The 23,785-nt window shown below is 73.7% G+C and carries 19 protein-coding genes; 12 read left to right on the forward strand and 7 right to left on the reverse strand.

The genetic code is table 11. The annotated features are described in order from the left end of the window. Positions 1-54: 54 nt before the first annotated feature. A complete protein-coding gene (locus CP969_RS34330; protein ID WP_016823887.1) occupies positions 55-558 on the forward strand; it encodes an AMP-binding enzyme in 504 nt (167 codons plus the stop codon). A gap of 111 nt (positions 559-669) precedes the next feature. Here the strand turns inward: CP969_RS34330 and CP969_RS30865 are convergent, their stop codons facing one another. Continuing rightward, positions 670-2,121 carry a PucR family transcriptional regulator gene (locus tag CP969_RS30865; protein ID WP_016823886.1) on the reverse strand — a complete coding sequence of 484 codons (1,452 nt, stop codon included), beginning with the start codon at positions 2,119-2,121 and terminating at the stop codon, positions 670-672. A 105-nt stretch (positions 2,122-2,226) separates the two neighbouring features. Between CP969_RS30865 and CP969_RS30870 the strand changes: the two genes are divergently transcribed. The 7 genes from CP969_RS30870 to CP969_RS30900 all read left to right on the forward strand — a co-directional run bounded on the left by CP969_RS30870 (position 2,227) and on the right by CP969_RS30900 (position 13,607). After that, a complete protein-coding gene (locus CP969_RS30870) occupies positions 2,227-3,762 on the forward strand; it encodes a purine-cytosine permease family protein (RefSeq protein WP_004981157.1) in 1,536 nt (511 codons plus the stop codon). Positions 3,763-4,001: 239 nt separating this feature from the next. Continuing rightward, positions 4,002-5,186, forward strand: a complete 1,185-nt coding sequence (locus CP969_RS30875; RefSeq protein WP_016823885.1) for a 4-oxalomesaconate tautomerase — start codon at positions 4,002-4,004, stop codon at positions 5,184-5,186. Next, the gene (locus tag CP969_RS30880) at positions 5,183-6,208 is read left to right on the forward strand and encodes an amidohydrolase family protein (RefSeq protein WP_016823884.1); all 1,026 of its coding nucleotides are present in this window, start codon (positions 5,183-5,185) and stop codon (positions 6,206-6,208) included. Before CP969_RS30875 ends, CP969_RS30880 begins: the two co-directional genes overlap by 4 nt. Positions 6,209-6,267: 59 nt before the next feature. Then, on the forward strand, positions 6,268-6,951 hold the full coding sequence (gene ligK, locus CP969_RS30885; protein WP_004981153.1) for a 4-carboxy-4-hydroxy-2-oxoadipate aldolase/oxaloacetate decarboxylase: 684 nt from the start codon (positions 6,268-6,270) through the stop codon (positions 6,949-6,951). Positions 6,952-6,969: 18 nt separating this feature from the next. Next, entirely contained in the window at positions 6,970-7,893 is a 924-nt protein-coding gene (locus CP969_RS30890) for an amidohydrolase family protein (RefSeq protein WP_016823883.1), read from the forward strand. A gap of 58 nt (positions 7,894-7,951) precedes the next feature. Further along, positions 7,952-9,334 (forward strand): MFS transporter, encoded by a 1,383-nt coding sequence (locus tag CP969_RS30895; RefSeq protein WP_004981148.1) that lies wholly within the window; start codon positions 7,952-7,954, stop codon positions 9,332-9,334. A 322-nt stretch (positions 9,335-9,656) separates the two neighbouring features. Continuing rightward, positions 9,657-13,607, forward strand: a complete 3,951-nt coding sequence (locus CP969_RS30900; RefSeq protein WP_016823882.1) for a glycoside hydrolase family 2 TIM barrel-domain containing protein — start codon at positions 9,657-9,659, stop codon at positions 13,605-13,607. Positions 13,608-13,640: 33 nt separating this feature from the next. On the opposite strand, the gene CP969_RS30905 is transcribed toward CP969_RS30900, so the two are convergent. Beyond that, a complete protein-coding gene (locus tag CP969_RS30905; RefSeq protein ID WP_004981142.1) occupies positions 13,641-14,003 on the reverse strand; it encodes an ArsR/SmtB family transcription factor in 363 nt (120 codons plus the stop codon). A gap of 67 nt (positions 14,004-14,070) precedes the next feature. Between CP969_RS30905 and CP969_RS30910 the strand changes: the two genes are divergently transcribed. Genes CP969_RS30910 through CP969_RS30920 form a run of 3 tightly spaced genes read left to right on the forward strand, consistent with a single transcriptional unit; the run spans position 14,071 to position 18,076 of the window. Then, positions 14,071-15,990: a heavy metal translocating P-type ATPase gene (locus CP969_RS30910; RefSeq protein ID WP_016823881.1), complete on the forward strand. Its 1,920-nt coding sequence runs from the start codon at positions 14,071-14,073 to the stop codon at positions 15,988-15,990. A 55-nt stretch (positions 15,991-16,045) separates the two neighbouring features. Then, positions 16,046-17,560, forward strand: a complete 1,515-nt coding sequence (locus CP969_RS30915) for an AlkA N-terminal domain-containing protein (protein ID WP_016823880.1) — start codon at positions 16,046-16,048, stop codon at positions 17,558-17,560. Between the two features lie 33 nt (positions 17,561-17,593). Continuing rightward, the gene (locus CP969_RS30920) at positions 17,594-18,076 is read left to right on the forward strand and encodes a methylated-DNA--[protein]-cysteine S-methyltransferase (RefSeq protein ID WP_016823879.1); all 483 of its coding nucleotides are present in this window, start codon (positions 17,594-17,596) and stop codon (positions 18,074-18,076) included. Positions 18,077-18,175: 99 nt separating this feature from the next. On the opposite strand, the gene CP969_RS30925 is transcribed toward CP969_RS30920, so the two are convergent. The 3 genes from CP969_RS30925 to CP969_RS30935 form a co-directional block, all read right to left on the reverse strand. Further along, positions 18,176-18,913 (reverse strand): SIR2 family NAD-dependent protein deacylase, encoded by a 738-nt coding sequence (locus tag CP969_RS30925; RefSeq protein ID WP_004981131.1) that lies wholly within the window; start codon positions 18,911-18,913, stop codon positions 18,176-18,178. Positions 18,914-18,985: 72 nt separating this feature from the next. Further along, complete coding sequence (locus CP969_RS30930) at positions 18,986-19,489, reverse strand: NUDIX domain-containing protein (RefSeq protein WP_004981128.1); 504 nt, start codon at positions 19,487-19,489, stop codon at positions 18,986-18,988. Between the two features lie 125 nt (positions 19,490-19,614). Next, complete coding sequence (locus tag CP969_RS30935) at positions 19,615-20,688, reverse strand: ADP-ribosylglycohydrolase family protein (RefSeq protein WP_004981127.1); 1,074 nt, start codon at positions 20,686-20,688, stop codon at positions 19,615-19,617. A 168-nt stretch (positions 20,689-20,856) separates the two neighbouring features. On the opposite strand from CP969_RS30935, the gene CP969_RS30940 reads away from it, so the two are divergent. Beyond that, a complete protein-coding gene (locus CP969_RS30940; RefSeq protein ID WP_078495322.1) occupies positions 20,857-22,026 on the forward strand; it encodes a glycerate kinase in 1,170 nt (389 codons plus the stop codon). A 107-nt stretch (positions 22,027-22,133) separates the two neighbouring features. Here the strand turns inward: CP969_RS30940 and pssA are convergent, their stop codons facing one another. Continuing rightward, positions 22,134-22,952: a CDP-diacylglycerol--serine O-phosphatidyltransferase gene (gene pssA / locus CP969_RS30945; protein ID WP_016823876.1), complete on the reverse strand. Its 819-nt coding sequence runs from the start codon at positions 22,950-22,952 to the stop codon at positions 22,134-22,136. Between the two features lie 22 nt (positions 22,953-22,974). Continuing rightward, positions 22,975-23,631, reverse strand: coding sequence for a phosphatidylserine decarboxylase (locus CP969_RS30950; RefSeq protein WP_004981122.1), 657 nt, complete (start codon positions 23,629-23,631; stop codon positions 22,975-22,977). Between the last annotated feature and the right edge of the window lie 154 nt (positions 23,632-23,785).

A 23,785-nucleotide genomic window follows, 5' to 3' on the forward strand; every position in this document is an offset into this window, starting at 1 on the left:
CGCGACAGCCCGGTCCGAGGCGGAGGACGCCGTCGGGCCGCTCCCTCCGGCGAGGTGGGCGAGATCGTCGTCCGCGGGCACAACCTGATGGCCGGGTACGTCGACGCCCCCCGCGCCACGGCCGCCGCGTTCGTGGACGGCTGGTTCCGCACCGGCGATCTAGGGCTGCTGGACGAGGAGGGGTACCCCACCGCCGTCGACCGCGAGAAGGACGTGATCCTGCGGGGCGGGTACGACGTCCATCCCCGTGAGGTCGAGGAAGCGCTGCTCCGCCATCCGGCGGTCGCCCGGGTCGCGGTGGTGGGGCTCCCCGACCCGGTGTACGGCCAGGAGGTGTGCGCGGTGGTGGTGCCGCGGGACGGCCCGACACCGGACGGGGCACTGGCGGATTCCGTCGTGGCGTGGGGTGAGCGGCACATCGCGGCGTACCGGCGTCCGCGGCGGGTGGTCCTCCCCGACCGGCTTCCCCTGGGACCCGGCGGCAAGGTCCTCAAGGGGGAGCCGGCCGTCCGGCTCCGGTCGTCCGACGAGGCGGGGGGGGGCCCGGCCGAGGGGTGACGGCCCCGGCCGGTTCCCCGCCGGCGGGGGCGGCCCGGCCCGGACGAACGCCTCGGAGGCGGTGCGCGCCGCCCGGTCCGTGTCCCCGCCCGGGGCCGGTGTCCGGCGCGCTCAGTCGGTGAGCCCCAGCGTCCCGGCCGCCTGGATCGCCAGCCAGACCTCCGCCAGCGCGCCGGTCGAGGACAGGTCGCGCCGGGAGAGGGCGCCGAAGCGGCGCAGCCGGTAGGCGAGCGTGTTGGGGTGGATGTGGAGGGCGGCCGCGGCGGTCTCCGTACGGCGGTCGCGCTCCAGCCAGGTGCGCACGGAGACCAGGAGCTGGGAGCCGTGGGCCAGGTCGTAGCGCAGCACCTCGCCGAGGACGTGCTCGACCAGCGCGCTCAGCACCGCGGGGTCCTCCGGCAGCCAGCGGCCCGTCGCGTCGTCGCCGTAGCGGACCAGGGGGCGGCCCGACTCGACCGCCTTCGAGAGCGCCCACAGGGCCTCGCGCTCGGCGACCTTCAGGGCCGCGCCCGGCGGGAAGGGGCGGCTCATCCCGGCCGCCACCCCGGGCAGTTCGCCGATCGCCGGGGCCAGTTCCGGGGCCCCGAGCACGTACCGGTCGTCGCCCCGGGTGAGCAGCAGGTGGGGGCGGTCCTCCAGGCAGTGCAGCAGTGCCTCGTCGGTGGTGTTCCGGACCACGAGCAGCACGGTCTCGCCCTCGATCGCGTGCCGGGCGAGCCGGCGGCGGGCGGCGTCCGGGTCGAGCACCTCCCGGAGCAGTTCGGCGAGGGTCTCGGCGCCCTCGCGGCGCAGCGTCTCGCGTTCGTTGCGCACCATCGCCAGCCGCAGCGCCGCCACCGTGGCGATGTGCTGGACGACCGCGAGCCCGGCGGGCTGGGCGCCCTGCCTCTCGTACGCCACCAGGAAACCGGCCGGACCGCCCGGTGCCGGCACGGGCAGGACGAAACCGCCGGGGACGGTCGGCGGGGCGTCCACCGAGGCGGGCAGCACGCCCGGGTCGGGGGTGGGCACCCCGGGCAGCAGCGGGCGGCCCTGCGGGGTGCAGAGGAAGACGTTGTACCCGGACAGGCGCTCGAGGCGGCGCAGGAGGGTCGGGGTGTCGAGGTCCTCGGCGACCATCCAGCGCAGCGAGCCGAAGACCTGCAGCTGCGCGCCCAGCCGGTGCCGGGCGTCCTCCTGCACCGCGGCGGCGACCTCCTGGGAGACCGCGATGAACGGAACGGCGAGCGGCACCTCCAGGACGGGGAAGCCCCGTTCCTCGGCCGCCTTGAAGAACGCGTCGTGCAGCGGCGGCATGTGCAGCTGCGCCGACAGGGCCAGCGCGGAGACCCCGGCGTCGTCCAGCCGCTCCAGATAGCGGCGCTGCCCGGTCGCGGTGCGGGGGATCGCGAGCCCCGTCGTCATGATCACCTCGGCCCCCAGCAGCCAGGGGGTCGGATCGGCCAACTCGCTGGTGTGGGCCCAGGAAACGGAGCGTGAGAGTCCACTCTTCCCCGCCCGCAGCGTCAGCTGGAGGGCGGGGAAGGAGAGCAGATCCTCGACGGTCAGTTTGTTGGTGGCCACATAAAGCAGGCTACCTCTCTGTGATTGACACAGTTGTCGCAGGTCAGTGGGGGGATTCAGACTGTGGGGCCATCCCCCGGGGCGTGAACAGAAGGAGGAGATCCCGTGAAGACCGCGGTCACCGACATCGAGACATACGGTGTCGAGCAGATTCCGGACGAGGACCGCACGGCCCGTCCGCTCGATCTGTTCCGCCTCGCCTTCGGCGGCGCCAACACCTTCGCCACCTGTGTGCTGGGCACCTTCCCCATCCTGTTCGGCCTCTCCTTCTGGCAGGGGCTCGCGGCGACGCTGCTCGGCCTGGTCGCGGGCGCGCTGCTGCTCGCGCCCATGGCGCTCTTCGGGCCCACGAACGGCACCAGCAACTCCGTCTCCTCCTCCGCCCACCTGGGGGTGCACGGAAGGGTCGTCGGCTCCTTCCTCGCGCTGCTCACCGCGATCGCCTTCTTCTCGATCTCGGTGTGGTCCTCGGGGGACGCCCTGGTCGGCGGCGCGCACCGGTTGCTGGGAGTCCCCGAGTCGACGGTGACGTACGCCCTGGCCTACGCGGTCTTCGCCGGCCTCGTGCTGGTGGTCTGCATCTACGGCTTCCGCTTCATGCTGCTGGTCAACAAGATCGCCGTGGTGGCGGCCTCGGCCCTGTTCGTGCTGGGCGCCTTCGCCTTCGCCGGCGACTTCGACCCCGGTTACGCGGGCACCTTCGCCTCGACCGCGGACCCGCTCTTCTGGCCGTCCTTCATCGGGTCCGCACTGATCGTGCTCTCCAACCCGGTCTCCTTCGGCGCGTTCCTCGGCGACTGGTCCCGCTACATCCCGGCCGCGACCCCCCGCCGCCGGGTGATGGGCGCGGCGTTCCTGGCCCAGATCGCCACACTGCTGCCGTTCGTCTTCGGCCTGGCCACCGCGTCGATCATCGCCACCCGGGCCGGGGCGTACCTCGACCCCGACGCGCCCAACTACGTCGGCGGCCTGCTCGCGATCGCGCCCGGCTGGTACTTCCTGCCGCTCTGCCTCATCGCCCTGATCGGCGGCCTGTCCACCGGCACGACCGCGCTGTACGGCACCGGACTGGACTTCTGCAGCGTCTTCACCCGCTTCAGCCGCGTCCAGGCGACGATCTTCATCGGCGTGCTGTCCATCGTGTTCATCTTCGCCGGCCGCTTCTGGCTGAACCTCACGCAGTCGATCTCCACCTTCGCCACCCTGATCATCACCTGCACCGCGCCGTGGATGGTCGTGATGATCCTCGGCTACGTCACCCGCCGGGGCTGGTACGACCCGGAGGCGCTCCAGGTCTTCAACCAGCGCCGCACCGGCGGCCGCTACTGGTTCGCCCACGGGTGGAACTGGCGCGGCCTGGCCACCTGGCTGGTCTCCGCCGCCGTGGCCCTGCTCTTCACCAACCTGCCCGGTCAGTTCGTCGGACCGCTCGGCGACCTGGCCGACGGCATGGACGTCTCGCTGCCGGTCGGCCTGGCCCTGGCGGCGGTGCTCTACCTCGTCCTGCTCACCCTGTTCCCGGAGCCGCGCGGGGTGTACGGGCCGGACGGTCCCCGCTTCGTGCGGACCTCGGACGCCGAGGTCCTGCCGATCAGCGGCGGCCCGCGGGAGGCGCCCGCACAGCCGGCCGTCGTCGGCTGACCCGACCCGGCCGACGGAACCCGGCCGACCCGCCCCCACCCGTGCCGCGCCCTTCCGGACAGCCTCCGGAGGGGCGCGGACGTGCGTCCGGGCCCCGGTGCGCGGTCGCCCGACCACGGAGCGGCGGCCCCCGATCCAGTCCGTGAGATCCCGGCGGGCATTTTCGTCGAAAGTATTGTCAACAATCTGGTCAGTGATTTAAGTTCCTTCGCATCCCCCCCGTCAGCGAAGGAGCGACCATGTCCGCCGAAGCCGCACTCCGGACCCGCCCGGTCCGCAGGCACGGCTCCCAGACCGCGATTCCCTGCCTGTTCATGCGGGGCGGCACCTCGCGGGGACCCTTCTTCGACGGTCGGCTGCTGCCCGGGGACACCGGGACCCGGGACGCCGTGCTGCTGGCCGCGATGGGGTCGCCCGACCCGCGGCAGATCGACGGCGTCGGCGGCGGGCACCCGCTCACCAGCAAGATCGGGATCGTCCGCCCGGGTACGGAGCCCGGCGTCGACGTGGAGTGGACCTTCGCCCAGGTGCAGCCCGCCGGGGGCATCGTGGACACCTCGTCCAACTGCGGCAACATGCTCGCCGCCGTGCTGCCCTTCGCCGTCGAGACCGGCATGGTCGTACCCGTCGCCGACCGTACCACCGCCCGTGTGCTCACCCGCAACACCGGAATGGTCGCCGAGATCACCGTCGTCACCCCGGCCGGACCCGACGGCACACGGCACGTCGCCTACGAGGGCACGACCCGGATCGACGGCGTCCCCAACGCCGCCGCCCCGGTCGAGATCGGCTTCCTGGACACCGCCGGCTCCGTCGCCGGCGCCCTGCTCCCCACCGGACGCACCCGCGACACCGTCGAGGTCCCCGGAGTCGGCCCCGTCGACGTCACCCTGATCGACAACGGCCAGCCCCTGGTGATCGTGGCCGCCGAACGCCTCGGCGCCACCGGCCACGAGACGCCGGCCGAGATCGACGCCGACGAGGCGCTCAGGGCCCGGGTGGAGGCGCTGCGCCTGGTCTGCGGCGAGGCCATGGGCCTGGGCGACGTCACGGAGCGGAACTACCCGAAGATGACCCTGGTGGCGCCGCCGCGGCACGGCGGCACCCTCACCACGCGCAGCCTCATCCCGCGGGTGTGCCACCAGTCCATCGGCGTACTGGCCGCCGTCACCGCCGCCACCGCCTGCGTGCTCGACGGCAGCGTCGCCCGCGACGTCGCCGCCGGCGTGTCCGGCACGGAGCCCACCGTCTCCGTCGAGCACCCGTCCGGCGCGTTCGCCGTCACCCTCGGCCTCGACCCGGACGACCCCCGGCGGGTCGTCCGCTCCGCGCTGCTGCGCACCGCCCGCCTGCTCATGGCCGGCGACCTGCTCGTCCCCCGGTCCGTCTGGGACCCCGTCCCCGCTTCCCAGGAGAACGCGTGATCATCGACGTCCACGGCCACTACACCACCGCGCCCGCCCCGCTCGGCCGGTGGCGCGACGCCCAGATCGCCGCGCTCACCGACCCGGCGCAGGCCCCCGACCCGGCCGGCCCCGTCATCGGCGACGACCAGATCCGCGAGTCGATCGAGACCAACCAGCTGCGCCTGATGGACGAGCGCGGCATCGACGTCACCGTGTTCTCGCCGCGGGCCTCCTTCATGGCCCACCACATCGGCGACTTCGCGACCTCCTCCGCCTGGGCCCGCATCTGCAACGACCTGTGCCACCGCGTCTGCGAGCTGTACCCCGAGCGGTTCGCCCCCGGCGCGATGCTCCCGCAGTCGCCCGGCGCCGAACCGGCCACCGTCGTCCCCGAGCTGGAACGCGCCGTACGGGACCTGGGCGCCGTCACCGTCAACATCAACCCCGACCCCTCCGGCGGCCACTGGACCGCGCCGCCGCTCACCGACCGCTCCTGGTACCCGGTGTGGGAGAAGCTCGTCGAGCTGGACGTGCCGGCCATGGTGCACGTCTCCACCAGCTGCAACCCGGCCTTCCACACCACCGGCGCGCACTACCTCAACGCCGACACCACCGCGTTCATGCAACTGCTCACCGGTGACCTGTTCGCCGACTTCCCCGAGCTGCGCCTGGTGATCCCGCACGGCGGCGGCGCCGTCCCCTACCACTGGGGCCGCTTCCGGGGCCTGGCGCAGGCGCTCGGCAAGCCGGAGCCGGAGGAGGCGCTGCTGCGCAACGTCTTCTTCGACACCTGCGTCTACCACCAGCCCGGCATCGACCTGCTGCTGGACGTGATCCCGCACGCCAACGTGCTGTTCGCCTCCGAGATGGTCGGCGCCGTCCGCGGCGTCGACCCGCGCACCGGCCACCACTTCGACGACACCCGCCGCTACGTCGAGAACGCCGGCCTGTCCGCACCGGACCTGGCCGCCGTCGAGGAGCACAACGCCCGGCGCGTCTACCCCCGCCTCGACGCCCGCCTCACCGCCCAGGGCCGCTGAGCCCCGCACCCCGCGCCGCCCGCACCCGGGCGCCCCACGCGAGCACAAGGAGCCGCACCATGCACGAACTCGGAGTCGTCCGCCGCACGATCGAACGCGCCGACCGCGCGGCGGTCGACGCCCTGTCGCCCTTCCCGGTCGCCACCGTCCACGAGGCCATGGGCCGCCTCGGCCTGATGCGCCCCTACATCCGGCCCGTCTACGAGGGCGCCCGGCTCTGCGGCACCGCCGTCACCGTGCTGCTCCAGCCCGGCGACAACTGGATGCTGCACGTGGCCGCCGAGCAGGTGCGCGAGGGCGACGTCGTCGTCGCCGGCTGCACCACCGAGAGCGAGGACGGCTTCTTCGGCGAGCTGCTCGCCACCTCGCTGCGCGCCCGCGGGGCGCAGGGGCTGGTCATCGACGGCGGCTGCCGCGACGTGGACGAGCTGCGGGCGATGGACTTCCCCGTCTTCTCCCGCGCCGTCAACGCCAAGGGCACCGTCAAGGCCACCCTCGGCTCCGTCAACGTCCCCGTCGTCGTCGCCAACGCGCTGGTCAACCCCGGTGACGTGGTCGTCGCCGACGCCGACGGCGTCGTCGTGGTGCCCGCCGCCCGCGCCGCCGAGGTCGCCGCGGCCGCCGCGAAGCGGGAGGCCGCCGAGGAGGGCAAGCGGGAACGGTTCCGGGCCGGCGAGCTCGGCCTGGACCTGTACGGCATGCGCGGCCCCCTGGCCGAGCTCGGCCTGACCTACGTCGACTGACGACCCGGGAGCACCGCGATGACCGACCCGACCTTCACCGTCACCCCCGGCTGGCTCGACTGGTACCGGGGGCCCAGCAGGCCCTCCTTCGTCCTGCCGGACGGAGCCGTGGACGCCCACTGCCACGTCTTCGGCCCCGCCGCCGAGTTCCCCTTCGCGCCCGAGCGCAAGTACACGCCCGTCGACGCCTCCCAGCACGACCTGTTCGCGCTGCGCGACCACCTCGGCGTCTCCCGCAACGTCATCGTGCAGGCCACCTGCCACGGCGCCGACAACAGCGCCCTGGTCGACGCCCTGCACACCGCGGGGAACCGCGCCCGCGGCGTGGTCACCGTCCGCCCCGACGTCACCGACGGCGAACTGCGGCGCCTGCACGACGCCGGGGTGCGCGGGGTGCGCTTCAACTTCGTGCGACGGCTGGTGGACACCGTGCCCACCGAGGCGCTGGAGACCGTCGCCCGCCGGATCGCCCCGCTCGGCTGGCACGCCGTGCTCTACTTCGAGGCCGCAGACCTGGCGGACCTGGAGGGCTTCTTCGCCTCCCTGCCGGTGCCGCTGGTCATCGACCACATGGGCCGCCCCGACGTCACCCGCGACCCCGACGGCCCCGAGTTCGCGCGCTTCCTGCGCTTCGTCGAGGCGAACGACGTCTGGGTCAAGGTCTCCTGCCCCGAACGCCTCACCGTCACCGGCCCGCCCGCCCTGGACGGCGAGCGCCACGCCTACCGCGACGTCGTGCCGTTCGCCCGCAAGGTCGTGGACGAGTTCACCGACCGGGCGCTGTGGGGCACCGACTGGCCCCACCCCAACCTCAAGGACCACATGCCCGACGACGGGCTGCTCGTCGACCACATCCCGCACGTCGCCACGACGCCGGAGAAGCAGCGGGCGCTGCTGGTCGACAACCCCATGCGCCTGTACTGGCCCGAAGAGGCCGTCTGACGCGAGCCGCCGGCCCGGCCCACAGCCGCCGGGTCCGTCCCCATCCCTGGAGCGTGCAGTGCAGCACAGCCACACCACCAACGCGGCCCACCGGCTGGACCGGTTGCCGATCTCGAAGTTCCACAGAACCACTCTCGTCGCGGTGGCGTTCGCCTACTTCTTCGAGTTCGCGGACATCAACACCTTCGCCATCACGGCTCCGGTGATCCGTGAACAATGGGGGGTCGGGGTCAACCACGTCGCCTACGTGACCTCGCTGTCGTTCGTCGGCATGTTCTTCGGGGCCGTCGTCGCCGGGGGCCTGGCCGACCGGTTCGGCCGCAAGCGCACCCTGACCGCCACCACGCTGTGGTTCACCGTCTGGTCCTTCGCGTGCGTCTTCGCCTGGGACATGTGGTCCCTCGGCGTCTTCCGCGTGCTGACCTCGGCGGGCCTGTCCGCGATGACCGTCGTCGCCGTCGTCTACATCAGCGAGCTCTTCCCGAGCGCCAAGCGCGGCAAGTTCCAGGCGTACGCCATCGTCATCGGCATCTGCGGCACCCCCGCCACCAACCTCATCGCCTCCTTCGTGGTGCCGCTGTCGGACTGGTCCTGGCGCCTGGTCTACCTGTGGGGCTCGCTCGGCGTGTTCTTCCTGTTCTTCGTGCGCAGGCTCGTGGAGTCGCCGCAGTGGCTCGAGTCCCGCGGCCGCCACGAGGAGGCCGAGGCGGTGCTGGCCCGCATCGAGGCCGGCGCGCGCGCCGAACACGGCGAACTGCCCGAGCCCCGCGTCCCGCGACCCGAGTCCCCGGTCGTCAAGCCCGGCCTCGGCATGCTCAAGGAGAAGAAGTTCCTCTTCCCGACGCTCGTGCTGTCGGTGCTGTGGATCACCCAGACCATCGGCTTCTTCGGCTACTCCAGCTGGGCCCCGACCCTGCTGGCCGCCGAGGGCGTCAGTGTCGAGGACTCCATCTTCTACGTCGCCCTGACCACCGTCGGCGCGCCGCTCGGCTCCTTCCTCGCCGCGATGGTCACCGACCGGTTCGAACGCAAGTGGTGCCTGGTGGTCTTCGGCCTGGTCATCGCGGCCACCGGTCTGATGTACGGCCTGACGTTCACCCCGGTGCTGATCGTGGTCTTCGGCTTCCTGGTCAACCTCTTCGAGCGCGGCTACACCGCCCTGGCCTACGCGTACTCGCCGGAACTCTTCGACACCCGGGGCCGCTCGCTGGGCACGAGCATCGCCTACGGCCTGGGCCGCCTGTCGAACGCGGTGGGCCCGCTGATGATCGCCGGCATCTACAACGGCATCGGCTACGAGGCGGTCTTCATGTTCATCGCCGGCACCTGGACCCTCGGCGCCGTCGTCCTGGCCGTCTTCGGACCGGCCACGCGCCGCCGGCGCCTGGCGGCCGAGGCCGCCGCGAAGGAGAACCCGGAGGCCGTCCCGGCCGGCTCCTGACCACCACCGGCCACCGCCCGGGGGCCCGTCCCGCTCACCGAGCGGGGCGGGCCCCCCGCCGTGCCCGTCCGGCGTGCCCGGGGGATGCACCCGGCGGCCGTCCGCGGCCGACGGCGAGCGATCAGGACCGAACAGATTCCGATGGGACGATTGCTTCGGATGTGTTCGAGTCCTAGGGTGTGCCTGGCTCAGTAGTTGCTCCGTCACCGGTAGTCGCGACCCGCCCCCCGGCAAGCTCCCCTTCGCGACGGTGCGTCGCGGGCGGGCTCCGACGTTCCCTCAGTCACGCGCAGTGCCCTGTCGAACCGAGGAAGGCCACGGTATGCCGCACCCGCACGTGTCACCCGCCGACCGGCCCGACCGGCCCACCCGCCCCGGCCCGCTCTCCGGCCCCGAGCGGCCGGTCGTCAGCCGCCGCCGTCTGCTGGAGGGCGGGGCCGCCCTCCTCGGCGCCCTCGCCCTCCCCGCCTCCCCGGCGGCGGCGCTGCCCACCGCCCGGCGCGCCGCCGCGGACGGCTCCCCGGAGTGGAACGGCGCCATCTCCGTCTTCCGGGTCGGCACCGAACCGCCGCACACCACCCTCATGCCGTACGCGGACCTGCGGCAGGCGCTGGCCGCCGACCGCACCCGCTCGCCGTACCGGCTCGGCCTCGACGGCCGGTGGAGGTTCGCCCACGTCGACCGCCCCGACGACCGCGACCCCGACTTCCACCGCACCGACCTCGACGACTCCTCCTGGGACACCCTCCCCGTCCCGTCCTGCTGGCAGCTCCACGGGTACGACGCCCCGATCTACGTCAACATCACCTACCCCTGGTGGGGCCCCAACGGACGCGGCGAGGACGCGCGGCCGCCGGCCGCACCGACCCGCCACAACCCCGTAGGCCAGTACCGGCGCACCTTCACCGTGCCCCGCGACTGGACGGGGCGGCGCGTCTTCCTGCACTTCGAGGGCGTCAAGTCCGCCCACTACGTGTGGATCAACGGCACGCTCGTGGGCTACCACGAGGACTCCTACACCCCCGCCGAGTACGACATCACCGAGCGGCTGAGGCCCGGCACCAACCTGATCGCCGTGGAGGTCTACCGCTACTCCGACGGCGACTGGCTGGAGGACCAGGACATGATCCGGCTGAGCGGCATCTTCCGCTCGGTGTACCTGTACTCCACCCCGGCCGTGCACCTGCGCGACTTCAAGCTGGACACCCCGCTGGGCGACGACCACACCTCGGCCGGCCTCGAGGTCACGGCCGCCGTGCGCGACTACTCCGGCGGCGCCGGCGGGCGGTACTCCGTCGAGGTCCAGCTGTACGACGCCCGCGGCCACGCCGTCTGGTCCCGTCCGCTCGAACGGACCGCCGACCTGGACTCCGTACCGGCGGGGCAGGACGTGAGCGTCGAGGCGTCCCGGGCCGTGCCCGAGCCGAGGCTCTGGTCGGCGGAGCACCCGTACCTCTACACCGCCGTGCTCCGGCTGCGCGACCCGTCCGGCAGGGTGACCGAGACCCTCTCCCACCGGGTCGGCCTGCGCGAGTTCGCGCTCCGGGACGGGCTGATGCGCATCAACGGCAGACCCGTCTCCTTCCGCGGCACCAACCGCCACGAGATGCACCCGGACCGCGGCACGGCCCTCACCCGCGCGGACATGGTGAAGGACATCGGCATCATCAAGCGGCTGAACATGAACACCGTCCGCACCTCGCACTACCCCGACAACCCGCTCTGGCTGGAGCTCGCCGACGAGTACGGCCTCTACCTCGTGGACGAGACCAACCTCGAGACCCACGGCATCCGCGACGAGTACCCCGGCGACCACGCCGACTGGACCGAGGCGTGCGTGGCCCGCGCGCAGAACATGGTCCACCGCGACAAGAACCACCCCTCGGTGGTGATCTGGTCGCTGGGCAACGAGGCCGGCGGCGGCAGCACCTTCACCGCCATGCACGACTGGATCCGCTCCTGCGACCCCACCCGCGTCATCCAGTACGAGGGTGACGACCGCCCCGGGATCAGCGACATCCGCTCGAGGATGTACGAGAGCCCCTCCCGCGTCGAGGCGAGGGCGAAGGACACCGCCGACACCCGCCCGTACGTGATGATCGAGTACTCCCACGGGATGGGGAACTCATGCGGCAACTTCAAGAAGTACTGGGACGTCGTACGCCGCCACGACGTGCTCCAGGGCGGCTGGATCTGGGACTTCGCCGACCAGGCCCTGCGGTGGCCCACGCCCGCCCGCACGCTGTTCACCGAGTCCGGCCCCGCCGCCCTGCGCGGCGAGACCGTCAACCCCAGCGGCACCTTCACCCGCGACCGGGGCGTGTCGGGCGGCACCGTCTTCGCCCGCGACCCGCGCCTGGACCTCACCGGGTCGCTGACCCTGGAGGCGTGGATCACCCCGGAGGCGACTGGGTATCACCAGCCGGTCATCGCCAAGGGGGACACCCAGTACGCCCTCAAACAGACCGACGGGAGACTGGAGTTCTTCATCCACGGCGGCGGCCAGTGGATCTCGGCCGCCTGGGAGCTGCCGGGCGACTGGACCGGGCGCGAGCACCACGTCGCCGGTGTCTTCGACGCCGACACGGGCACCCTCACCCTCCACGTGGACGGCGCGGTGCGGGCCACCCGGACCACCACGCGCCGCCCCGACGCCACCACCGCGCCCCTGGCGCTCGCCACCGACGTCGACAACCCGACGCGGGAGTTCAGCGGCACCGTCCGGCGGGCGCGGGTGTACGCGCGTGCGCTCGGCGCCGACGAACTGGCCGCGGCGGACCGCGGTCCGGGCGACGACGGAGTGCGGTTCTGGTTCGACGCGGCCGACGTGGACGTCACCGAGGAGCGGCCCGGGGAGCGGACGTTCCTCGCCTACGGCGGCGACTGGGGCGACAACCCCAACGACGGCGCCTTCTCCGGGGACGGCATCGTCACCGCCGACCGCGGCCACACCGGCAAGGCCGCGGAGGTCAAGCGGATCCACCAGGCCGTCCACGCCGCGCCGCCGTCCGGCGGCCCGCTCACCTCGGGACGCCTCACCCTCACCAACGAGTACCTGTTCACCAACCTCCGTGAGTTCGACGGCCACTGGTCCCTGATCGCCGACGGAAAGGCGGTCCGGCGCGGGAAACTGACCCGCGACCAGATGGACGTGCCCCCCTCGTCCACCAAGAACCTCACCGTCCCCGTGGAACCGCCGCGGAACCCGGCGCCCGGCACCGAGTACTTCCTGCGTCTCTCCTTCACCACCCGCGAGCGCACGCGGTGGGCCGACGCCGGCTTCGAGGTGGCCGCGCAGCAGCTCCCCGTCGACGCGGGCAGCCCGCCGGTGACCCCCGTCCCCCTGGGGGACGTCCCGGCCCTGCGCCACGACGACGGCGAGAAGGCCGTGACCGTGAGGGGCGAGGGCTTCTCCGTCACCATCGACCGGGCCGCCGGCATCCTCACCTCCTACGAGGCGGCCGGCCTGCGCCTGATCACCTCCGGCCCGGTGCCGAACTTCTGGCGGGCGCCCACCGACAACGACCGGGGCAACGGCCACCACACCCGCAACCAGACCTGGCGCGACGCCGGCGCCCGGCGCGAGGTGACGGGCGTCACCGTGCGGCCCCTGGGCGACCGGGCCGTCGAGATCGAGGTCAGCGGCACGCTGCCCACCACGGTGGAGTCGGCGTACACCACCACGTACACGGTGTTCGGCAACGGCGAGATCAGGGTCGACCACACCCTGCGCCCGGGCGCCGCGAACCTGCCGTACATCCCGGAGGTCGGCGCGCTGCTGTTCCTGCCGCGCCGCCTGGACCGGCTGCACTACTACGGCCGGGGTCCCGAGGAGAACCACTGGGACCGCAACAGCGGCACCGACGTCGGCCTGTACTCCGGCACCGTCTCCGGCCAGTGGAGCGGCTACCTGCGCCCGCAGGAGAACGGCAACAGGACCGACGTGCGCTGGGCGGCCCTCACCGACGGCGGCGGGCGCGGCCTGCTCGTCTCCGGCGAACCCCTGCTGGAGGTCAACGCCTCCCGCTTCACCCCCGAGGACCTGTCCTGCGGGGCCCGCCACGACTACCAGCTCACCCCGCGGGACGAGGTCGTGCTGCGGGTGAACCACCGGCAGATGGGCGTGGGCGGCGACAACAGCTGGGGCGCCCACACCCACGACGAGTTCAAGCTGTTCGCCGACCGCGCGTACGCGTACACGTACCGGCTGCGTCCGCTGAGCGACGTCCGCACGGCGACGGAACTCTCCCGGCGGCCCACGGCGAAGGAGTGAGCGAAGCGGTCCGCCGACGGCGCCGCCGGGTCCTCACCCGGCGGCGTCGCTGATCCCCAGCCGCAGGTGCTCCACGTGGTAGACGGCCTGGTCGAGCAGTTCGGCGACGTGGTGGTCGTGGAGCGCGTACACGACGGAGCGGCCCCGGCGTTCGCCCACCACCAGGCCCAGATTGCGCAGCAGGCGCAGCTGGTGCGAGCAGGCCGACTGCTCCATGCCCACCTCCGCCGCCAACTCCGTGGCCGGCAGCGGGCCTTCACGCAGCCGGGCGAGGATCAGCAGGCGTGAGGGCGTGGACAGGGCCTGGAGGGTGGTGGCGACCTTGGCGACGTTGTCCGCGTCCAGGCGCACGCGCTCGGCGTCGTCCTGCGCGGGAATGACGGCTCCATGACCCATGGGGACATCCTACTCATCACATATGAACGAATGAATGAGTCTTCATGTGTTCCTGTAGGGTGACCGGGTGTCCGTGACTCTCACTCCCTCGTCCACGGCGTCCGCCGGTGTTCCCACGGCGCGCCGCCGCACCCGTCTCCTCGCCCTGCCCGAAGCGCGGTGGGCGCTCGTCGCACTCGTGGCCTTCCTGGTCGGACTCGCCGCGGACCTCGGCGGTGCGCCGCTCTGGGCCGGCGCGATCCCGTACGCCGTCGCCTATGCGGCCGGCGGCTGGGAACCGGCCCTCGAGGGACTGCGCGCGCTGCGCGAGAAGACCCTCGACGTCGACCTGCTGATGGTCGTCGCCGCGCTGGGCGCCGCCGCGATCGGGCAGGTGCTCGACGGCGCCCTGCTCATCGTCATCTTCGCGACCTCGGGCGCGCTGGAGGCCCTGGCCACCGCCCGCACCGCCGACTCCGTGCGCGGCCTGCTCGACCTCGCGCCCACCACGGCGACCCGGCTGACCGGCGGCGGCGAGGAGACCGTGCCCGTCGCCGAACTCGCCGTCGGTGACGTCCTGCTGGTCCGCCCGGGCGAGCGCATCGGCGGCGACGGCACCGTCCTGGACGGCGTCAGCGAGGCCGACCAGGCCACCATCACCGGTGAGTCGCTGCCGGTCGTCAAGCGCCCCGGCGACGAGGTCTTCGCCGGCACCCTCAACGGCACCGGTGCCCTGCGCGTCCGGGTCGAGCGCGACCCGGGCGACTCGGTGATCGCCCGCATCGTGACCCTGGTCGAGGAGGCCTCCCGCACCAAGGCGCCGACCCAGCTCTTCATCGAGAGGATCGAGCAGCGGTACGCGGTCGGCGTGGTCGCGGCCACCCTCGCCGTGTTCGGCGTCCCCCTCGCCTTCGGCGAGGACCTCACGGACGCCCTGCTGCGGGCGATGACCTTCATGATCGTCGCCTCGCCGTGCGCGGTCGTCCTCGCCACCATGCCGCCCCTGCTGTCCGCCATCGCCAACGCCGGCCGCCACGGCGTCCTGGTCAAGTCGGCCGTCGCGATGGAGCGCCTCGGGGAGATCGACGCGGCGGCCCTCGACAAGACCGGCACCCTCACCGAGGGCGCCCCCGAGGTGACGGCCGTGCGCCCGCTGCCCGGCTCCGGCCTCGACGAGGACGCCCTGCTCGCCCTGGCCGCCGCGGCCGAGCACCCCAGCGAGCACCCGCTGGCCCGGGCCGTGGTGGCCGCGGCCCACGCCCGCGGCCTGCCCCTCGCCCCGGTCACGGACTTCACCGCCGCGCCCGGCCGCGGCGTCACCGCCGCGGTGGAGGGCGCCGTGGTGACCGTCGGGCGCGCGGAGGCGGCGGAGGCGGCCGACGGCGGGACCGTCGTCCGCGTCACCCGTGACGGCACCCCCGTGGGCACCCTCACCCTGACCGACCGCCTCCGCCACGACGCCCCCGCGGCCGCCTCCGCCCTGGCCTCCCTCACCGGCACCGCGCCCGTCCTCCTCACCGGCGACAACGCGCACACCGCCGCCCGCGTGGCCACCGCGACCGGTCTCACGGACATCCGCTCCGGCCTCCTGCCCGAGGACAAGGTGAACGCCGTACGCGACCTCCAGGCAGCCGGCCGCAAGGTGCTGTTCGTCGGCGACGGCGTCAACGACGCGCCCGCCCTCGCCGCCGCCCACGCCGGCATCGCCATGGGCCGCGCGGGCTCCGACCTGGCCCTGGAGACGGCGGACGCGGTCGTCGTGCGCGACGAGCTCGCGGCCGTGCCCGCGGTCGTACGGCTGTCCCGCACCGCCCGCCGGCTGGTGCTGCAGAACCTCGTCATCGCGGGCACGGCCATCACCGGCCTCGTCCTGTGGGACCTCCTCGGCCACCTCCCGCTCCCGCTCGGTGTCGCCGGCCACGAGGGCTCGACCGTGCTGGTCGGCCTGAACGGACTGCGGCTGCTGCGCGAGTCGGCATGGCGATCCGGGCAGCCGCAGCACAGGTGAGGTCGATGTCGGATTCTCGCCGGACCGGGCGCGGCCCGTGCCCGATCCTTGAGGCATGCAGAAGGGGATGCACACCGACACGGAGCGCTGCGTGCGCGCCGTGCAGTCCAAGGACGCGCGGTTCGACGGCTGGTTCTTCACCGCGGTCCTGACCACCGGCATCTACTGCCGGCCCAGCTGTCCGGTGGTGCCGCCGAAGCCGGAGAACATGGTCTTCCACCCGAGCGCGGCGGCCTGCCAGCAGGCCGGGTTCCGGGCCTGCAAGCGCTGCCGCCCCGACACCAGCCCCGGATCGCCGGAGTGGAACCGGCGCGCCGACCTGGTGGCCCGTGCCATGCGGCTGATCGCCGACGGGGTGGTGGACCGCGAGGGCGTACCCGGCCTCGCCGCCCGGCTCGGCTACAGCACCCGGCAGATCGAACGCCAGCTGCTCGCCGAACTGGGCGCGGGCCCCCTCGCACTCGCCCGCGCCCAGCGCGCCCAGACCGCACGCCTGCTCATCGAGACGACGGCGCTCCCCATGGCGCAGGTCGCCTTCGCGGCCGGCTTCTCCTCCATCCGCACCTTCAACGACACGGTGCGCGAGGTCTTCGCCCTCTCCCCGAGCGAACTGCGCGCCCGGGCGCCGAGGAACGCCGACCGCCCCACCCCCGGCGCGCTGTCGCTGCGGCTGCCGTTCCGCGCCCCGCTCAACCCCGACAACCTCTTCGGCCACCTCGCCGCGACCGCCGTGCCCGGGGTGGAGGAGTGGCTCCCCCACTGCCTGGAGGGCGCGGGCGGTACCCCCGTCGGCGCCTACCGGCGCACGCTGCGGCTGCCGTACGGCCACGGCATCGTCGCCCTCGCCCCGCAGCCCGACCACATCGCCTGCCGCCTCACCCTCGGCGACCTGCGGGACCTCCCCGTCGCCATCAGCCGCTGCCGGCGCCTGCTCGACCTGGACGCCGACCCGGTCGCGGTCGACGACCGGCTGCGCACCGACCCGGTGCTCGCGCCCCTGGTCGACAAGGCACCCGGCCGCCGCGTCCCGCGCACGGTCGACGAGGCGGAGTTCGCCGTACGGGCCGTCCTGGGCCAGCAGGTCTCCACGGCCGCCGCCCGCACCCACGCCGCCCGCCTGGTCACCGCGCACGGCGAACCGGTCGACGACCCCGAGGGCGGTCTCACCCACCTCTTCCCGTCCCCCGAGGCACTGGCCGCCCTGGACCCCGGGACCCTGGCCCTGCCCCGCACCCGCCGCACGACCCTCACCACCCTGGTCCGCCACCTGGCCGAGGGGGAGCTCCCCCTGGGGGCGGAGAGCGACTGGGCGCAGGCCCGCGCGCGGCTCCTCGCCCTGCCCGGCTTCGGCCCCTGGACGGCCGACGTCATCGCCATGCGCGCCCTGGGCGACCCCGACGCCTTCCTCCCCACCGACCTCGGCATCCGCCGCGCCGCCCGGGAACTGGGCCTGCCGTCCACCCCGGCCGCGCTCACCGCCCGCGCCGCGGCCTGGCGGCCCTGGCGGGCCTACGCGGTCCAGTACCTGTGGGCGACGGACAGCCACCCGATCAACTTCCTGCCAGCATGAGGAAACCCGCAGGCAAACGGAGAGTCCCAGCCGATGAAACAGCACACCGTGATCGACAGCCCCTACGGCCCGCTGACGCTCGTCGCCGACGACGGCGTCCTGTGCGGCCTCTACATGACCGACCATCGCCACCGTCCCCCGGAGGAGACCTTCGGCGACCGGGACGCCACCCCCTTCGCCGAGGCACGGGAACAGCTGGCGGCCTACTTCGCGGGCGAGCTGAAGGAGTTCACCCTCGAACTGCGCCTGCACGGCACCCCGTTCCAGCGCCGCGTCTGGGACCTGCTGACCCGCATCCCCTACGGCGAGACCCGCTCCTACGGCCGGCTCGCCGACGACCTCGGCAACCCCCGGGCCTCCCGCGCCGTCGGCCTCGCCAACGGCCGCAACCCGATCAGCATCATCGTCCCCTGTCACCGCGTCATCGGCGCGAGCGGCGGCCTCACCGGCTACGGCGGCGGCCTGGACCGCAAGCAGCGCCTGCTGGACTTCGAACGGGGAGCGGCCCTGTTCTGAGCCCGCGCCCGGGGCGCCGGAGCCGTTCCCCGCCGTGCCCGGACGGTTCATGGCACCCCGCCCGTGGGCCCGGGCGCCGTCGGGTGCGGGCGGGCCGGGTCAGGACGTACTCCCGGCGGCCAGCCGGCGCAGCAGCGCGGGCAGGGCCGTGCCGATCGGCTCGCGGACGACCTCGTCGGCGCGGTCGTCGTACGGCGTCGGCTCGGCGTTGACGATGATCAGCCGGGCGCCGTGGTCGGCGGCGACGCCCGCGAGGCCGGCGGCGGGGTGGACCTGGAGGCTGGTGCCGACGGCGACGAAGACGGTGCAGGCCTTGCTGATCGCCAGCGCCTCGCCGAGCACCACGGGGTCCAGCCGCTCGCCGAACATCACCGTCGCCGACTTCAGGATGCCGCCGCAGTCCCGGCACGGCGGGTCCTCCTCGCCGGCCTCGACGCGGGCGAGGGCGTCCTCCATCGGGCTGCGGGCGTGGCACCGCGTGCACACCACGCTCCGCACCGTGCCGTGCAGCTCGAGCACCTTGCGGGCCGGCATCCCGGCGAGCTGGTGCAGCCCGTCCACGTTCTGGGTGATCACCCGCACCGGCACCCCGGACCGCTCCAGCTCGGCCACGGCACGGTGCGCGGCGTTCGGCTCGGCCGTGAGCGCGCGGTTGCCGCGCCGCATCAGCCAGGAGCGGCGGCGGATCTCCGGGTCGCTCATGTAGTACGCGTACGTCACGAGCTTCTCGGCCTCGGGGTCGCGGCGCCACAGTCCGTTCGGGCCGCGGTAGTCGGGGATGCCGGAGTCGGTGCTGACGCCGGCACCGGAGAGGAGGGCGACGAGGGGCTTGCTCATGCGGCGAGGGTAGGCGGCCGGGCGCCGGCGGGGCGAGCGGATACCACCGGTGGCCGGACGGCCGGGGACGGGTCAGTGCACCCGGTACCCGTCCTCCAGCTCCGCGGTGCCCGAGCCCTCGGCGAGGACGTCCAGCGCCGCCAGCACCCGGCGGCCCAGGGAGCCCGGGAGGTACGCGGTCAGTTCCTCGCGCGGCACCAGCCGCCAGGACAGCAGCTCCGACTCCTGCAGCCGGATCGCCCCGAGCTCGTCCTCGCCGAGCACCCCGCCGTCGTACAGGTACGCCACCAGCGGCGGCTGCCCCGGCCAGCGCACCCAGTCCACCGCCAGCAGCCGGCCCGGCTCCCGGTCCAGCCCGATCTCCTCGGCCGTCTCGCGCCGCGCGCCCTCGCGCGGGCTCTCCCCCTCGTCCGACTCGATCGTGCCGCCGGGCAGTGCCCACCCCTCCCGGTAGTTCGGCTCGACGAGCAGCACCCGTCCCTCTCCGTCCCGGAAGAGCGCGGCGGCCCCCGCGAAGATCCGGGGGAGGGAGGCGAGGTAGGCGGCGAAGTCCTGGGAGTCCTGCGTGGTGGTCATGCGGGAAGGGTAACCGCGGGGTCGGACACCCCCGCGGGGCCGGCCGCCGGCCCCGCGGGGCGCACGGCAGCACGCGCCGGTCCCGTGGCCGACACCGGACGGCGCACACGCCGGGGGCACGGCTTTCAGACGTCCGCCCGCGCCAGCCGCAGGGTGCGTTCCGCCAGCTCGCTGATCCGTACCCCGTCGAAGCCGAAGACCGCGCTGCGCACGGTGTCCTCCAAGGGGGCCTTCCACTGCTCCGGGACGGCCGCGGCACCGCACAGGACGCCCGCCACCGAGCCCGCCGTCGCCCCGTTGGAGTCGGTGTCCAGGCCGCCGCGCACGGTCAGGGCGATGGTGCGGGTGAAGTCGCCGCCGCCGTACAGCAGCCCGGCGGTCAGGACGGCGGCGTTCGGGACCGTGTGGATCCAGCCGAGGCCCGCCGTCTCCTGCGCGAGGGTCGTGAGCGTCTCCTCCCAGGACAGACCGGCCTCGTGCAGGGAGACCGCCCGGCGCACGGTGCGGGCGAGGCGGCTGCTCGCCGGGATCACCGTCAGCGCCTCGTCCACCGCGTGGCGCACCGTGGGCGCCGTGAACGCCGCCGAGACCAGCGCCGCCGCCCACATCGCGCCGTACACGCCGTTCCCCGTGTGCGACAGCACCGCGTCCCTGCGGGCCAGCGAGGCGGCGCGGCGCGGGACGCCCGGGGAGGTCCAGCCGTGGATGTCGGCCCGGATCAGGGCGCCGATCCACTCCTGGTAGGGGTTGTCGTACGTGGCCGTGAGCGGCGGCCTGAGGCCGTTCGCGAGGTTCCGGTACGCCGCCCGCTCCGCCGTGAAGGTCTGCAGGTACGGCAGCCGCAGCAGCCACAGGTCGCCCACCTGCTCGGTGCTGAAGCCGAAGCCGTGGGTCTCCAGCAGGTGCAGGCCGAGGATCGCGTAGTCGATGTCGTCGTCGCGGCAGCTGCCGCGGACGCGGCCCCGCACACAGGCACGCCACTCCGGGCGCAGCGCGAGACCCTCGCTCTCGCTCGGCGGCTCGGGGAGGTAGTCGGTGAGGGGGAGGGCGTTCGCCCGCCGCAGGTAGCGGTCGATGCGCTCGCGGGTCCACACCTCGCCCTGCTCCACCGGCTTGCCGAGCATGTTGCCCGCGATCCGGCCCAGCCAGCCCCCGAGGATGCGGTCGGCCAGCCCTGACTCCGTGCCCACAGCGGTCATGGGAACGGTCTACCCGAATCCCGGCGCCACCGCGCGTCCCCGCACCGCGGTCGCGGCCGTTCCACGGGCCGGGCGGGGCATGGCGGTGACGGCGCCCGCCGGTTAGGGTCGCAGCGGCGCGACTGGCCTTGACATGTGCGCGAGGCCCGGAGAACGAGGGGAAGGCAAGTGGCGGACGCTGCAGGGAGCGGCACTCGTACCACGCGGTCGGCACGGCGGGTGCTCGTCGCCGCGGACAAGTTCAAGGGGTCGCTGACGGCCGTGGAGGTCGCCGAGCGGGTGACGGCCGGTCTGCGCCGGGTCGTGCCGGGCCTGGCGGTCGAGGCGCTGCCCGTGGCCGACGGCGGCGACGGCACCGTGGCCGCGGCGGTCGCGGCCGGGTTCGCCCGGCGGGAGGTACGGGTCGCGGGCCCGCTGGGCGACGAGGTGACGGCGGCGTACGCGCTGCGCGGTGACACCGCCGTCGTGGAGATGGCGGAGGCCAGCGGGCTGCAGCGGCTGCCGGCCGGCGTCTTCGCGCCGCTCACGGCGTCCACGTACGGCTCCGGCGAACTGCTGCGGGCCGCGCTGGACGCGGGGGCGCGCACCCTCGTCTTCGGTGTCGGCGGCAGCGCCACCACCGACGGCGGCGCGGGCATGCTGGCGGCGCTGGGCGCCCGGTTCCTGAAGGCCGACGGCGAGCCGGTGGCGCCGGGCGGCGGCGGGCTCGCCGAGCTGGCCTCGGCCGACCTGTCCGGTCTCGACCCGCGCCTCGGCGAGGTCGAGCTGATCCTCGCCAGCGACGTCGACAACCCGCTGACCGGCCTCCAGGGCGCCCCGGCGGTCTACGGCCCGCAGAAGGGCGCCTCCCCCGAGGAGGTGGAGCGGCTGGACGCGGCCCTCGCGCACTTCGCGAAGGTGCTGGAGGGGTCCGTCGGCCCGCGGGCCACCGCGTACGCCGCCTCGCCGGGAGCGGGCGCGGCGGGCGGCATCGGCTACGGCGCGCTGCTGCTCGGGGCCGCCTTCCGGCCCGGGATCGAGGTCATGCTGGACGTGCTCGGCTTCGCGCCCGCGCTCGAGCGGGCCGATCTCGTCGTCACCGGCGAGGGGTCCCTGGACCGGCAGACCCTGCACGGCAAGGCGCCGGCGGGCGTCGCCGCCGCCGCCCGGGCGGCCGGCAAGGAGGTCGTCGCGGTGTGCGGGCGGCTCGCGCTCTCCCCGGAGACGCTGGACCGGGCGGGGATCCGGCGCGCGTACGCGCTGACCGATCTGGAGCCGGACGTGGCGAAGTGCGTCGCCGAGGCGGGGCCGATCCTGGAGCGCACGGCGGAGCGCATCGCGCGGGACTTCCTGGACTGACGCCCGCCGGTCCGCCGTGCCCGGGGCGTCGGCCCCCTCGGCCCCCCCGGCACGGCGAAGGGCCCCGAACCCAAGCCCGGGTCCGGGGCCCTTTGCCGTGCGGAGCGCTACGGCAGCTGCGCCGCCCGCGCCTCCCGCCGGTTGTCGCGGAAGTTGTTCACCCGCCGCGCCGTCGCGAACAGCGGGATCACCGCGCCCAGCACCAGCTGCAGCGCGCAACCGGTCTGCAGCAGCAGCTGACCGCTCGGGGCGTCGAACGCCCAGGCCGCCAGCATCCCCATGCTCAGCACGATCCAGGCGAGCATCGCCACCGCGAGGCGTCCCCGCGGCTTGGGGTACTCCACCCGGCTCACCATCAGCCAGGCCGTGCCCAGGACCGCCAGCAGCGTCGCCACGAACGGCAGCTCCAGCAGCACGATCGAGACGACGGTCAGCGCGCCGAACGGCGACGGCATGCCCTGGAAGGTGCCGTCCTTCACCGTGACGCAGGAGAATCTCGCCAGCCTCAGCACCACCGCCAGCAGCACCACGATCGCCCCGACCGCGGCCACCCGCTGGTGCGCGTCGTCCGCGACCATGCCGTAGACCAGGACGAAGTACGCCGGCGCGAGGCCGAAGCTGATCAGGTCCGAGAGGTTGTCCAGCTCGGCGCCCATGGGGGAGGAGCGCAGCTTGCGCGCCACCAGGCCGTCGAACAGGTCGAAGACCGCCGCGCACAGCATCAGGATGACGGCGGTGGCCGCGCTGTGGCGGGCCATGCCGGTCTCCTGGCTGCCCGTGAGGTGCGGGATCAGGATGCCGGTGGTGGTGAAGTACACCGCCATGAAGCCGCAGGTGGCGTTGCCGAGGGTGAGGGTGTCGGCTATCGACAGGCGGAGCGAGAGCGGCATCTCCTCCTCGTCGTCCGGCTCGTCGGCCTCCGGCACCCACCCGGTCTGTGTCTCGGGATCAATCACGGTCAATGCGAGTCACCCCAGCCACGGTCTTCTGACCGACCTCGACCGCGACCTCCACGCCCTCGGGCAGGTAGAGGTCGACGCGAGAGCCGAACCGGATCAGACCGATGCGCTCGCCCTGCTCGACCTTGGTGCCCTGCGGCACGTAGGGGACGATGCGGCGGGCCACCGCGCCGGCGATCTGGATCATCTCGATGTCGCCGAGCTCGGTGTCGAAGTGCCACACGACGCGCTCGTTGTTCTCGCTCTCCTTGTTGAAGGCGGGAACGAAGCCACCGGGGACGTGCTCGACCGACGTCACGGTGCCGGACAGCGGGGCCCGGTTCACGTGGACGTTGAGCGGGCTCATGAAGATCGCGACGCGAGTGCGGCCGTCCTTCCAGGGCATGATGCTCTGCACCACGCCGTCGGCGGGCGAGATGACCCGGCCCTGGGCGATCTCGCGCTCGGGGTCGCGGAAGAACCACAGCATCCCCGCCGCCAGGGCGGTGGCGGGGACGGCGACGGCCTTCGCCGCACCCGAGCGGCGGGCGCGCAGAAGGCTGACGGCTGCGGTGGCGACGGTCGGCAGAAGCCACGGCGATGCTCCGCGTGCGAGGCGCACGCCGGCCAGGCTGTCGCGAGATGCAGGGGTTTGGCTGTCGGGCATGGATGACCTTCGTAGCGGATGATGCCGCGCACTGACGGGGGACGGCGGCTTTCCGGCGATCGTAGCGGCTCTCGGCCACAACTGGGTAAGCCGAGCAGCAGAGTCGATGGCTTGAGAGTACCTACGGGGTGTGATCTTCTTCTGCAAGAAAACA

The organism is Streptomyces viridosporus T7A (assembly GCF_008704515.1).
Lineage (GTDB): Bacteria > Actinomycetota > Actinomycetes > Streptomycetales > Streptomycetaceae > Streptomyces > Streptomyces viridosporus.